This window comes from Streptomyces hirsutus (genome assembly GCF_001418415.1).
GTDB lineage: Bacteria > Actinomycetota > Actinomycetes > Streptomycetales > Streptomycetaceae > Streptomyces > Streptomyces hirsutus.
Window position 1 is genome coordinate 1 of sequence record NZ_LIQT01000257.1, and the last position, 13,822, is coordinate 13,822.

The 13,822-nt window shown below is 71.9% G+C and carries 8 protein-coding genes and 1 pseudogene; 6 read left to right on the top strand and 3 right to left on the bottom strand.

Annotation, left to right across the window (positions count from 1 at the left end):
- Together AOK11_RS44025 and gndA are read right to left on the bottom strand one after the other, a co-directional pair.
- Positions 1–223 (bottom strand): annotated as a pseudogene (locus AOK11_RS44025) (hypothetical protein); the annotation flags it as partial.
- 26 nt (positions 224–249) lie between these two features.
- Positions 250–1,689: an NADP-dependent phosphogluconate dehydrogenase gene (gene gndA, locus AOK11_RS19630; protein ID WP_055595019.1), complete on the bottom strand. Its 1,440-nt coding sequence runs from the start codon at positions 1,687–1,689 to the stop codon at positions 250–252.
- Between the two features lie 383 nt (positions 1,690–2,072).
- Here gndA and AOK11_RS19635 point away from each other — a divergent pair, with 383 nt between their 5' ends.
- Positions 2,073–3,401: a transglycosylase family protein gene (locus tag AOK11_RS19635; RefSeq protein ID WP_055595020.1), complete on the top strand. Its 1,329-nt coding sequence runs from the start codon at positions 2,073–2,075 to the stop codon at positions 3,399–3,401.
- On the opposite strand, the gene AOK11_RS19640 is transcribed toward AOK11_RS19635, so the two are convergent.
- Positions 3,391–4,710: a DMT family transporter gene (locus AOK11_RS19640; RefSeq protein WP_055595021.1), complete on the bottom strand. Its 1,320-nt coding sequence runs from the start codon at positions 4,708–4,710 to the stop codon at positions 3,391–3,393. The genes AOK11_RS19635 and AOK11_RS19640 overlap by 11 nt on opposite strands.
- A 359-nt stretch (positions 4,711–5,069) precedes the next feature.
- Between AOK11_RS19640 and glgA the strand changes: the two genes are divergently transcribed.
- The 5 genes from glgA to AOK11_RS19665 all read left to right on the top strand — a co-directional run bounded on the left by glgA (position 5,070) and on the right by AOK11_RS19665 (position 13,817).
- Positions 5,070–6,221 carry a glycogen synthase gene (glgA, locus tag AOK11_RS19645; protein ID WP_055595022.1) on the top strand — a complete coding sequence of 384 codons (1,152 nt, stop codon included), beginning with the start codon at positions 5,070–5,072 and terminating at the stop codon, positions 6,219–6,221.
- A gap of 52 nt (positions 6,222–6,273) precedes the next feature.
- A complete protein-coding gene (gene glgC, locus AOK11_RS19650; protein ID WP_055595023.1) occupies positions 6,274–7,494 on the top strand; it encodes a glucose-1-phosphate adenylyltransferase in 1,221 nt (406 codons plus the stop codon).
- 290 nt (positions 7,495–7,784) lie between these two features.
- Entirely contained in the window at positions 7,785–10,412 is a 2,628-nt protein-coding gene (locus AOK11_RS19655) for a glycoside hydrolase family 2 (RefSeq protein ID WP_055595024.1), read from the top strand.
- A 303-nt stretch (positions 10,413–10,715) separates the two neighbouring features.
- Entirely contained in the window at positions 10,716–12,158 is a 1,443-nt protein-coding gene (locus AOK11_RS19660) for a wax ester/triacylglycerol synthase family O-acyltransferase (protein ID WP_055595025.1), read from the top strand.
- A gap of 147 nt (positions 12,159–12,305) precedes the next feature.
- Positions 12,306–13,817 carry an SDR family NAD(P)-dependent oxidoreductase gene (locus AOK11_RS19665; protein WP_381000814.1) on the top strand — a complete coding sequence of 504 codons (1,512 nt, stop codon included), beginning with the start codon at positions 12,306–12,308 and terminating at the stop codon, positions 13,815–13,817.
- The last annotated feature ends 5 nt before the right edge of the window (positions 13,818–13,822 follow it).

Sequence of the window (13,822 nt, forward strand, 5' to 3'; positions counted from 1 at the left end):
CGCCGGGGCCGCCCGGGCCGTCCCCCTCGCCGATTCCCCCGGGCCCCGAACCGGTCCCGAACCCGGAACCCGGCCCGCCGCTCACCTGACCCGGCGGCGGAGCCGGGCGGCCCGGGAAGTAGTGCACTCGGGCCGACGGCACGGGGCGGTGGACGACCGTGAAGTCGTCCACCGCCCCGTGCTGTGCCGTGCCGGGTGTCCGCCGGTCAGGACCGGCGGGCACCCATCACGCTTTCTCCGTCTACGCGTCTACGCCGAGACCTCGCTGCGGTCGTCCCCCCACAGGGTGTGGAACGACCCGTCGCGGTCCGTGCGCCGGTAGGTGTGCGCACCGAAGTAGTCCCGCTGCCCCTGGGTGAGGGCGGCCGGCAGGCGCTCCGCGCGCAGGGCGTCGTAGTAGGCGAGGGCCGCGGCGAAACCGGGGGTCGGCACACCCTCGCGGGTCGCGGCGATCAGCACCTCGCGCCAGTCGTCCTGCGCATCGGCGATCTCTCGTGCGAACGTCTCGTCCGACAGCAGGCTCGGCAGGTCGGCACGGGCGTCGTACGCGGCGCGGATACGGTCCAGGAAGGCCGCGCGGATGATGCACCCGCCGCGCCAGATCGCGGAGACCGCGCCGAGGTCGATGTCCCAGCCGTACTCGTCACTGCCTGCGGCGATCTCGTGGAAGCCCTGCGTGTACGACACGATCTTCGACGCGTACAGCGCCTGCTCCACCCGGTCCGCGAACGCCGCGGCCTCCGCCTCGCCGAGCGGCGCGGCCGTCGGACCCGCCAGACCGCGCGAGGCCTCGCGCAGCGCCGCGTGCCCCGACAGCGAACGTGCGAACACCGCCTCCGCGATCCCCGACACCGGCACACCCAGGTCGAGCGCGATCTGCACGGTCCAGCGCCCCGTGCCCTTCTGCTCCGCCTGGTCGACCACCACGTCGACGAACGGCTTGCCCGTGGCCGCGTCCACGTGCGAGAGCACCTCGGCCGTGATCTCGATCAGGTACGAGTCCAGCCGGCCGGTGTTCCAGGTGCGGAAGATGTCCGCGATCTGCGCGGGTTCGTACCCGGCGACGTCGCGCAGCAACTGGTACGCCTCGCCGATCAGCTGCATGTCGGCGTACTCGATGCCGTTGTGCACCATCTTCACGAAGTGCCCGGCGCCGTCGGGGCCGACGTGGGTCACGCAGGGTGCGCCGTCGGCCGCCTTCGCCGAGATCTTCTCCAGCATCGGGCCCAGCGACTCGTACGACTCCTTCGAGCCACCCGGCATGATGCTCGGTCCGTTGAGCGCGCCCTCCTCGCCACCGGAGACGCCGGTGCCGACGAAGTGGAGGCCCTGCTCCCGCAGCGCGCGCTCGCGGCGCCGGGTGTCGGCGAAGTGGGCGTTGCCACCGTCGATGATCATGTCGCCGGGCTCCAGAAGCGGCGCGAACTCCTCGATCACCGCGTCCGTCGGCTCACCGGCCTTCACCATGATGACCAGCCGCCGCGGACGCTCGAGCGCCGCCACGAACTCCTTCGCCGTCTCGGCCGCCACGAAGCTGCCCTCGTGCCCGAACTCCTCCACCAGCGCATGCGTGCGCGCCGCCGTCCGGTTGTGCACCGCGACCGTGTAGCCGTTGCGGGCGAAGTTGCGCGCGAGGTTGCGGCCCATGACCGCGAGACCCGTGACGCCGATCTGCGCTGAACTGCTCATTGGGTTGGCTCCTAGTGACCTTGGTATCGGTACTGCCGGGGTTGTCGGTACTGCCGGTTGCTGCCCGCCGGTCCTGCCGACGACCATCGCGACCATCCTGACGTGCCGCAACCGCGTCCGCACGCGCGGGTCGTGCGACACCCCGCAGCCACATACGGGCGGGGACCCCCTCCGTACTCATCCGGGCCGTCCGGCGCACGCGTACGCGCCCCGCGTGCGCGACGCGCCCAGGGGAGAGCGTGCCGCGCGACGGCGCCAAGCGGGGCGCAACGGGCGAAAAGTACCGGCCAGTTGGCGCATCCGCACGGCTGATAGCCGTCTTGTCACGGCCGGTTCGCAACGCTTACTTTGGCCACTTCTGACGCATTGTCGAGGGGGACTCCATGGCCGTGCGCGGCCGGCACCGCCGGTATCAGCCGAACAGGATCAACCGCGCCTCACTCACCGTCACCGCGGGTGGTGCCGGAATGGCGCTTCCCCTCCTGGGCACCGGCGTCGCCGAGGCGGCGGACGTGGACACCTGGGACAAGGTCGCCGCCTGCGAGTCCAGTGACAACTGGGACATCAACACGGGCAACGGCTACTACGGCGGACTTCAGTTCACCCAGTCCACCTGGGAGGCCTTCGGCGGCACCCGGTACGCGCCGCGCGCGGACCTGGCCACCAAGGACCAGCAGATCGCCATCGCCGAGAAGGTCCTGGACGGGCAGGGGCCCGGCGCCTGGCCGGTGTGCTCGCAGCGGGCCGGACTGACCCGGGGCGGCGACACTCCCGACATCCGCCCGGCCGCCGGCCGCTCGGAGGCCAAGAGCGAGGCCCGGACCGGAACGAAGAAGGACGCCAAGCCGGCCGTGAAGGCCGGTGGCAGGAGTGGCACCCGCGCCACCACCGTCGAGGACGTCAAGCCGCAGAAGACACCCCAGTCCCGCGCGGGCCGCGCCGAGATGTACACCGTGCTCCACGGCGACACCCTCTCCGGCATCGCGGAGGAGGAGCGGGTACGGGGCGGCTGGCGCGGTCTGTACGACGCGAACAGCGCGACCGTCGGCACCGACCCCGACCTGATCCTGCCCGGCCAGCGGCTCACCCTGCCCGGTGGGAAGACCACCCAGGTCCGCCCCGCCCCGAAGCCCGCGGACACGGCCTCCAAGGACAACAAGAACAAGAAGCCCGAGAACAAGAAGCCCGAGAAGAAGGCGCCCGAGAACAAGAAGCCTGAGAAGAAGGCGCCCGAGAAGAAGGCGCCGGAAAAGAAAGCTCCCTCGCAGCGCACCGAGGAACGGGCGGACCGCACCATCCAGAAGAGCGGCACGCGCGTGGCCCCGGTCGCCGCCCCCCTGGGCACCCCGTACCACAAGGCCGGTTCCTCCTGGTCGAAGGGCTACCACACCGGTGTCGACTTCCCCGTGCCCACCGGCACGTCCGTGAAGGCGGTCGCACCGGGCGCCGTCGTCAGCGCCGGCTGGGAGGGCTCGTTCGGCTACCAGGTGGTGGTCCGGCACGCCGACGGCCGCTACAGCCAGTACGCCCACCTGTCGGCGATCTCGGTGAAGAGCGGCCAGTCGGTCACCGCGGGCCAGCGCATCGGCCGGTCCGGCTCGACGGGCAACAGCTCGGGCCCGCATCTGCACTTCGAGGTGCGGACGGGGCCCGGTTTCGGATCGGATGTCGACCCGGTCGCCTACCTGAGGGCGGGCGGCGTCAGGATGTGACGCGCATACGCTGCCGGTCCGGCACCTGCACCGGGACGTACGGGCCGCCGTAGAAGGGCGCGTACGCCAACACGGGCAGCGACGGCTCCGCGGCCTCGCCCTCGGCCCCGGTCCCGGCATCCGGGGCCGAGCCTGCCCCGGCCGCGGATGCCGGGACCGGCACCCGCACGCGTACGTCCTCCCGGGCGAACTCGGAGCGCAGCAGTCGCTCGACCGAATCGGACAGCGCATCGGCGCCGGACCCCGCGGCCCCCGCAGACTCCAGGGCGCTCCCGGCCCTCGCCACCCCCACTGCCTCCACGGATCGTCGGACAGGCCCCGCTCCGGCCGGCGCGACCTCCTCCTTCGGAGCAATCGGAGCCTGCGGGAAAACCTGGACGGCCGGGGTGACCGGGGTGACCGGGGAAACCACCGAGCCGACCGGTGTCACCGGGAAGTCCGGGGAGCCCGCACCGACGCCCTCCGCCCGCTGCGGCTGCTCGCGCGCCAGCCGCTCCGTCGTCAGCAGGATCAGACCGCCGGCCGCCACCACGCCGCAGCTCAGCGCGAGCGCCGTGCCGGTCGAGCCGTAGCGGAAGGTCTCGCCGAACATCGTGATGCCGACCGCTGCCGCGACCACCGGGTTCACCACCGTCAGTGTGGCCAGCGGAGCCGCGAGTCCGGCGCCCCGGTAGGAGGCCTGGGAGAGCAGCAGGCCGGCTGTGGCCAGCACACCGATCACCGTGAGGGACGGCACGTCCCCCGCCGAGACACCGTCGGTCCAGTCCACCGCCACGGTCTTCGTGAAGACGGACGACATGCCGAAAGCGATACCGGAGGCGACGGCGAGCAGGATGCTGCGCACCGCCGGGTGCCGCTGCACGGTCCGGGCCGCGACCGTCAGGGCGGCGACCGCGACGGCCGTGGCCAGCGCCGCCGCCACCCGCTGGCCGGTACCGAGGGACTGCGCGTCGGACGCGCCGACCAGGGACAGCAGACCGGCGAGTCCGACGGTCGCCATGAGGGCGCCGCGCCACGCCGTCGCTCCCGCCCTGCGGCCGACGAACAGCGCCGCCATCGGCAGCGCGAACACGATCGTCAGCGCGCCCAGCGGCTGGACCAGACTCAGCGGGCCGTAGGCGAGCGCCACCACGTGCAGCAGACCGCCGAGGCCGTTCAGCGCGACCGCCGCCCACCAGACCGGCCGGCGCAGCGGCGCGTACTGCTCGCCCGGGGAGGACACCGCGACCTGCTCCTGCACGATCGCTCCGCCCGCGTACGCCACGGCGGAGACGAACGACAGCAGCACGGACAACGCGAGGGCGCTCATCGGCGGCTCCTCTGCGGGAGGCCGGGGCGCCGGCCCCGGTGCGGCGAACGGTCGGCTTTCATGAACAACACGATGCCGTGTTCCGGTGTTCCCGTCGTCGTCCCTGAGCACTCAATGAGTCCTACTGCCGATGGAGTACGAGGACGCCCCCGTCATCCCCTGGGTGGGCACCCCGGGGCCCCCGGACCCTGACGGCTTCCCCTAGGGGGCGCGGTGTCCCCTCGTGCTTCCGGGTCCTCCGGGCACCCCGGGCCGTTCCCCGGCGCCCCCGTTCCGTCGTCCCGGTCCTCGCGCTCTTCCCCGCGCGCTCCGTCTGGGTGACCATGAGAACACTGCCCGTTCAGACAGGGGGTCCGTGGGTGCGAGTGGGACTGCTGACCCGGGAGTACCCCCCGGACGTGTACGGCGGCGCGGGCGTCCATGTCGAGTTCCTGGCCAGGGAACTGCGTTCCCTGGTGGACCTGGAGGTGCACTGCTGGGGAGAGGGCCGTACCGACGGCGTGCGGCGCCACCGTCCCTGGTCCGCCCTCGACGGCGCCAACGACGCGCTGCGCACCTTCTCCGTGGACCTCGCCATGGCCGCGGCGCTCGAGGGCCGCGAAATCGTCCATTCCCACACCTGGTACGCCAACCTCGCCGGCCACCTCGCCAAGGAGCTGTACGGCATCCCGCACGTGATGACCGCCCATTCCCTGGAGCCCCTGCGCCCCTGGAAGGCAGAGCAGTTGGGCGGCGGTTACGCCCTGTCGGGCTGGGCGGAGCACACCGCCGTCGAGGCCGCCGACGCGGTGATCGCCGTCTCCGCGGCCATGCGCGAGGACATCCTCGGCTGCTACCCGGCTCTCGACCCGGCCAGGGTGCACGTCGTGCGCAACGGCATCGACACCCGGCTGTACCGGCCCGACCCCGGCACCGAAGCGCTGGACCGGATCGGCCTCGACCCGTCCCGGCCGTACGTCCTGTTCGTCGGCCGCATCACCCGGCAGAAGGGCGTGCCCCAACTGCTGCGGGCGGTGCGCGGCATCGACCCGGCCGCGCAGGTCGTGCTCTGCGCGGGCGCCCCCGACACCCCGGAGATCGAGCGGGAGTTCCGTGAGCTGTACGAGGAGCTGAGCCGGGTGCGCGCGGGCGTGCACTGGGTCCCGCAGATGCTGCCGCGTCCGGAGGTGATCCAGCTGCTCACCCACGCCGCCGCGTTCGTGTGCCCGTCGGTGTACGAGCCGCTCGGCATCGTCAACCTGGAGGCGATGGCCTGCGGCACCCCCGTGGTGGCCTCGCGGGTCGGCGGTGTCCCCGAGGTGGTGGAGGACGGTGTGACCGGGGTACTCGTCCCGGTGGACGATGTCTTCGAGCAGGGCCTCGCGCACGCTCTCGACTCGGTCCTCGGCGACCCGGAAGCCGCCCGGCGGATGGGCGAGGCCGGGCGGGAGCGGGCGGTCGGCGTGTTCGGCTGGGACACAGTGGCCCGGCGCACGGTCGCGCTCTACGAGGAGATCCGCAAACAGGCTTAGCCCTCCCCGCCCAGGGGCAGGGATGGGAAAATTCGGCGTGAGGGGAGCGGCCATGCGTCGTGGTGGTCCTTCGGTCCTGGGAATCGTGCTGGCGGGCGGCGAGGGCAAGCGCCTCATGCCCCTCACGGCGGACCGCGCCAAACCGGCGGTCACCTTCGGCGGCACGTACCGCCTGGTCGACTTCGTCCTGTCCAACCTCGTCAACGGGGACATCAAGCGGATCTGCGTGCTGACGCAGTACAAGTCGCACTCGCTGGACCGGCACATCACCACCACCTGGCGCATGTCCAGCCTGCTCGGCAACTACGTCACCCCCGTCCCGGCCCAGCAGCGGCTCGGCCCGCACTGGTACCTGGGCAGCGCGGACGCCATCCTCCAGTCGCTGAACCTGGTGTACGACGAACGGCCGGATTATGTGGCCGTGTTCGGCGCCGACCACGTCTACCGCATGGACCCGCGCCAGATGCTCGCCCAGCACATCGAGAGCGGCGCCGGTGTCACGGTGGCGGGCATCAGGGTGCCGCGTTCGGAGTCCTCCGCCTTCGGCGTGATCACTCCGGGGTCGGACGGCCGGAGCGTGGACCGCTTCCTGGAGAAGCCCACCGACCCTCCCGGCCTCGACGGCGATCCCCAGCGCGTGTTCGCCTCCATGGGCAACTACCTCTTCACCACGAAGGCCCTCGTCGAGGCCCTCCACCGGGACGCCGAGGACGAGAACTCGGTGCACGACATGGGCGGCTCGATCCTGCCCCAGCTCACCGAGCGGGGCGAGGCCTGTCTCTACGACTTCAGCTCCAACCACGTGCCCGGCGAGACCAGCCGCGACCAGGGCTACTGGCGGGACGTCGGCACCCTGGACGCCTACTACGAGGCGCACATGGACCTGATCGCCGAGCGCCCCGCCTTCAACCTCTACAACCGCCAGTGGCCGGTCTACACCCACTCCGGCCAGCTCTCGCCGGCCCGGTTCAACGCCGGCGGCATGGCGAGCGAGTCCATCATCAGCGCCGGCTGCCTGATCCGCGGCCAGGTCACCCGGTCCGTGCTGTCACCGGGTGTGGTGGTCGACCCGGGGGCCGTGGTGCAGGGCTCGGTGCTGCACGACAACGTCCACATCGGGCGGGGCGCGGTGGTGCGCGGTGCCGTCCTGGACAAGAACGTGGAGGTACCGCCCGGCGCGACCATCGGCGTCAACCCGGAGCGGGACGCGGAGCTGTACACCGTGTCCAAGGACGGAGTGATCGCCCTCGGCAAGGGACAACTGGTGCCGTAGCACCCGCCCTGCCCGCAGGGCAGGCGGTGGGACGGAAGGGACGGGCCCCGGTCGGTGCGACCACCGGGGCCTTTGTCATGTCCCTGGACGAGCGGCGGAATCCGTGCTGTTATGCCAAGTGCTGTTCGTGACAACGTTGTACAAGCAAACACAACGCACAGAAAAGAACATGGAGCAGCGCGCAGAACAGCGGGACCGAGTACACGGACAGCGGGACCGAGCACCGAGCACGAGCACCGAGCACGAGCACTGAGCAGAGAGCCGTCACCTTCCTCACAGACGGAGGATCCGTGCGCATCAGACGCCTCAGAGACCGTTTGGCCCTGTTCCTGGCCGCCGCACTGGGAGTCGCGGGGCTCACCGCGACCGGCCAGACCGCGACCGCAGCCGAGGACGACCCGGTGGACATCCACGGACTGAAGGGCGAGTACTACACGCAGTCCGCCTCCGGCGCCTTCGACTTCCACGAGCTCAAGGCCACCGCCTTCGACCCGCACCTCGACTTCGACAACCTGGAGCCGCGGCTGAACTTCACCACCGGCCGGTCGGACGACGTCAGCGTCCGCTGGACCGGGAAGATCGTGCCGGAGAGGACCGGCGCGCACACCTTCTCGATCACCGGCGACAACGGCTTCCGGCTGTGGATCGACGGCAGGCTCGCCATCGACCACTGGGTCGACGACTGGGACCGCGAGCAGACCGCCGAGCCGATCGAGCTGACCGCCGGCCGGGCCCACGACGTCAAGGTCGAGTACTTCGAGCACTACGGCGGCTCCAACCTCCACCTGCGCTGGACCGAGCCCGGCGGCACCAAGAAGGCCGTGCCGCAGTCCGCGTTCCGCCTGCCGGACGGCTTCGACTACGACGGCGCCCTCGCCGCCACCGTCCTCGGCTCCGGACGCACCCTGAAGCTCGACTTCCCGCGCCCGCTCGCCGCACCCCCGGCCGGACTCACCGACCACGTCAACGCGGTCATCGGCGGCGCGCAGTGGCCGCTGACCGGAGCCGAGCGGGACCCGGCCGACCCCAAGGCCCTGCTCGTCACCCTCGGCGAACCGGTCGTGGGCAACAAGACCGGCACCGCCCGCGGCACCGCCGACGTCCGCTACGACGGACAGGGCGGCCTGGTCACCGCCGACGGCGACCGGGTGGACGCGTTCATGAGCAGCGGACCCAACCGCTCCACCCACGAACTGACCACCCGGTGGACCGACGAGGTGGGCCCGGACAACGCTCTCCCCGAGTACCCGCGCCCCCAGCTCACTCGGGACCAGTGGCGCAACCTCAACGGGCAGTGGCAGTTCGCCGCCGCGGAGGAGGGGGAGCGGCCGCCCGTGGGCAAGACGCTCAAGGAACGCATCCTGGTCCCGTACCCGGTGGAGTCCCAGCTCTCCGGCATCCAGCGGCACGAGGACCGCATGTGGTACCGCCGCACCTTCACCGTCCCCCGGGACTGGAGCATCGGCTCCGGCAAGCGGCTGCGGCTGAACTTCGGCGCCGTCGACTGGCGGTCCGAGGTGTACGTCAACGGCACGAAGGTCGCCGCCCACGAGGGCGGGTACGACAAGTTCGGCGCCGACGTCACCGACGCGCTGAAGCCCGGCCGTGCCCAGGAGCTCATCGTCGGCGTGTACGACCCCACCGACGCCGCCGACGGTGAGAACCCGCCGCTCGGCAAGCAGCGCCTGGACCCCAGCGGCATCTGGTACACGCCCAGCTCGGGCATCTGGCAGACGGTCTGGATGGAGCCGGTCGCCCGTGACCACGTCGACTCCCTGAAGCTGGTGCCCGACGTGCCCGGCGAACGGCTCACCGTGGAGGCGAAGGGCGTCCGGGACGGCGTGCCCGTCAGGGCGACCGCGTACGACGGACGGCGCAAGGTCGCCACCGCGACCGGCCGCACCGGGGAACCGCTGGACCTGCGGATCGCGAACCCGCGGCTGTGGTCGCCCGACGACCCCTTCCTGTACCGGCTCGAGGTGACCGTCGGCACCGACCGCGTCGGCAGCTACTTCGGGATGCGCTCGATCGCCGTCGAGGAGATCGACGGTGTGCCGCGCACGGTCCTCAACGGCGAACCGGTCTTCCTGATGGCCACCCTCGACCAGGGCTTCTGGCCCGACGGTCTGCACACCGCGCCCACCGACGAGGCCCTCGCGTACGACCTGCGCGTGCACAAGCAGCTCGGGTTCAACTCCGTGCGCAAGCACATCAAGGTCGAGCCGGACCGCTGGTTCTACTGGGCCGACCGGCTGGGTCTGATGGTCTGGCAGGACATGCCCTCCATGAGGGCCGGGGTGAACCCCGACGCCTCCTCCCGCGCCCGCTACGAGCGCGAGATGAAGCAGATGATCGACGAGCACGTCAGCAGCCCGTCCATCGTCATGTGGGTCACCTTCAACGAGGGCTGGGGCCAGTACGACGTCGGCCGCATCGCCGAACAGGCCAAGGCCTGGGACCCGTCGCGCCTGGTCAACAACCAGTCGGGGCTCAATCTCGGTGCCGACGGCAACGCCGGCGACATCATGGACGAGCACGGCTATCCCAGCCCCGCGCTCCCACCGAGCCCGGACGGACGGCGCGCCCTGGTCACCGGCGAGTACGGCGGCCTCGGACTCGCGGTGCCCGGTCACGCCTGGGCGGTCCAGCAGTCGTACGTCGACGTCGATCCGGAGACCTACACCGAGGACTACCTCACCAAGCTCGACGAGGTACGGGCCCTGGTCTGCCGGGGCAGCAACGGCGCCGTGTACACGCAGATCTCGGACGTGGAGGGCGAGCTGAACGGCCTGCTCACCTACGACCGGCGCGTACTGAAGCCGGACGTCGCCCGGGTGAAGGCCGCCCATGACGCCCTGATCCGGGACGCGTCCCGGGCGCAGCCCGCGGGGTGTCCGGCCGAGGGTGCCGCGCGGTGAAAGGTTCCTCCGGCGGCCCGCGCCCGTCCGGGTGGTGTTCGTCACCCCGGACCCCACCCCGGGGGTCGCGCCGGACTTCGCCCCATGTGCCGTTTCAACAGGGAGTTCTGACGTCGCGTCGGGAGGTCCAGGTCGTGCGGCGGTGACTCCGTCCGCCCTCTGAGTCCCGCCCCTCCCGCCGAACCGCGGGAGGGGTGGAGACGTAATCTGCTGTTAACTGTATGTGGCGGGATCGTACTTGACCGTAATCGGTCGCAGACGATTGACTGCTGGTCCACCCCGTCGCCCACGCGAGGCAAGCCCGTGAACGCAGACCTGCTCGCTCCTCTCGACCTGGCGTTCTGGAACATCGAGTCCGCCGATCACCCCATGCATCTCGGCGCCCTCGGGGTCTTCTCGGCCCGTTCGCCCGCCGCGGGCGCCCACGCCGCGGATCTGCTCGCCGCCCGTGCCGCCGCCGTTCCCGGACTGCGCATGCGTATCCGCGACGTGTGGCAGCCCTTGTCCGCGCGTCCTTCCCTGTCCTCCCTGCGCCGTCCGCTCGCCGCCGCGCTGGGCTCCGCGCTCAGCCGGCCGTTCGGCTCCGCGCTGCGCGGACCGCTCACCTCGGCCCTGCGCCGCCCGCTCGCCTTCGGCGGAGCCGAACGGGAGACCGACCCCGGCTTCGATCCCCTGAACCACGTCCGGCTGCACACCCCCGCCACCGATTTCCACGCGGCGGCGGGCCGGCTCATGGGACGTCCCCTGGAGCGCACCCGGCCGCCCTGGGAGGCCCATGTGCTGCCGGGGGAGGACGGCGTCTCCTTCGCCGTCCTGTTCAAGTTCCACCACGCCCTCGCCGACGGACTGCGGGCCCTCACCCTCGCCGCGGCCCTGATGGACCCGATGGACCTGCCCACCCCCCGGCAGCGCCCCGCCGCACCCGCGCGCGGACTGCTCCCCGACATGCGCGAGGTGCCCGGACTCGTCCGCGGAGCCCTGTCCGACGCGGGCCGGGCCCTGGACATCGGTGCCTCCGTCGCCCGTTCCACCCTCGACGTGCGCTCGTCGCCGGCTCTCACCTGCGAATCCAGCGGCACCCGCCGCACCGCGGGGGTGGTCCTCGACCTCGACGATGTGCACCGGATCCGCAAGAGCGTCGGTGGCACCGTCAACGACGTGCTGATCGCGGTCGTCGCCGGCGCCCTGCGCCACTGGCTCGACGAGCGCGGCGACGGCAGCGAGGGCGTCGTCCCGCGCGCCCTCGTCCCCGTCTCCCGGCGCCGCCCGCGCACCGCGCACCCTCAGGGCAACCGGCTCTCCGGTTACCTGATAAGGCTTCCGGTCGACGAGGCGGAACCGCTCGCCCGCCTCGCCCTGGTGCGCACCGCCATGGACCGCAACAAGGACGCCGGCCCGAACCGGGGCGCGGGCGCCGTCGCCCTGCTCGCCGACCACGTACCGCCGCTCGGCCACCGGCTCGGCGGACCCCTGGTCGGCCAGGCGGCCCGGCTCTGGTTCGACGTCCTGGTCACCAGCGTGCCGCTGCCCGGCTTCGGGCTGCGGCTCGGCGGCGACCCGCTCGGCGCCGTCTTCCCCTTCGCGCCGCTCGCACCCGGACACTCCCTGGCGGTCGCCGTCTCCACCTACCGCGGGCACGTCCACTACGGACTGGTCGCCGACGGCGCCGCCGTTCCCGATCTCGACCGGCTCGCCGGCGCCGTGACCGAGGAGGTGGAGACACTTCTCACCGTCTGCGACCCCTGACCGCCCGCCACGGCGCCCCACCGTGCGCCACCCCCGACCACCGGCCGGTACGGGTTTGGCGCTGCGGCCCGGCGCTCCGTAAAATCGCCTGTTCGACAGCGGGCGCGACCGGAGCGCCGCCACGGCAGACCAGGAACGGCAACGGCGATGACGGTGACAGAGGACGGCCCCCGGGCCACGGACACGATGGTCCACGGGGACACCGGGGCGCACGAGGACGTGGTGGCGCACGGGCCCGGCATCGACCCGGAGCGGTTGGCCCTGTGCCTCGACGTGCTCGCGGAACTCGACACACTCGACGTCGACCACCCGGACGCGATCAAGGTCCGCCGCGCCACCTCGCACATCTACCGCACGGTCAAGCAGCGCCGCCGCCAGGAGCGCCGGGCCGCCAAGACCGCCCACGACAAGGCGGTCACCGAGGCCACCGCCACCGGATCCGCCGAGCGCATCGACGACGAGACGGAAGGCATCCTGCCCTCGTCCCGCACCGAGGAGGGCACGATCGCGGGGATACTCCAGCGCCCCCGCTCCTGCTACATCTGCAAGCAGCGGTACGTCGAGGTCGACTACTTCTACCACCAGCTCTGCCAGAAGTGCGCCGACGAGAACCGCAGCCGCCGGGACGCCCGCACCGACCTGACCGGCAAGCGCGCGCTGCTCACCGGCGGCCGGGCCAAGATCGGCATGTACATCGCGCTGCGGCTGCTGCGCGACGGCGCCCACACCACGATCACGACCCGCTTCCCGAACGACGCCGTCCGCCGTTTCAAGGCCCAGCCCGACAGCGACCAGTGGATCGACCGGCTGAAGATCGTCGGGATCGACCTGCGCGACCCGGCCCAGGTCGTCGCGCTCGCCGACTCGGTGTCCGCCGCCGGTCCGCTGGACATCCTGATCAACAACGCCGCACAGACCGTACGGCGTTCCCCGCAGGCCTACAGCGAGCTGGTCGCCGCGGAGTCCGCGCCGCTGCCCGCCGGTGAACTGCCCGCCGCCGAGGTGATCGGCGGCTTCGGCTCCGGCGCGGTGGCCGAGCTCCCGGTCGCGGGATCCGGCGCGCTCACCGCGCACGACGTCACCGGCCTGGCCCTGGTCTCCGGTTCGGCCTCCCTGGAGCGGATCGCGGCCGGCACCGCGATCGACGCCGGCGGTCTGGTCCCGGACCTGCACGACACCAACAGCTGGGTGCAGACCGTCGAGGAGGTCACCCCGGTCGAACTGCTCGAGGTCCAGCTCTGCAACTCGACGGCGCCGTTCCTGCTCATCAGCAGGCTGCGCCCGGCGATGGCGGCCGCGGCGGCGAAGCGGACGTACATCGTGAACGTCTCCGCCATGGAAGGCGTCTTCGACCGCGGCTACAAGGGCGCGGGCCACCCGCACACCAACATGGCCAAGGCCGCGCTGAACATGCTCACCCGCACCAGCGCCCAGGAGATGTTCGACAACGACCGCATCCTGATGACGGCCGTCGACACCGGCTGGATCACCGACGAGCGTCCTCACCCGGACAAGATCCGCCTCGCGGACGCCGGCTTCCACGCCCCGCTGGACCTGATCGACGGCGCGGCCCGCGTCTACGACCCCATCGTGCGCGGCGAAGCGGGCGAGGACCTGTACGGCGTCTTCCTGAAGGACTACGCGCCCGGCAGGTGGTGACGCGG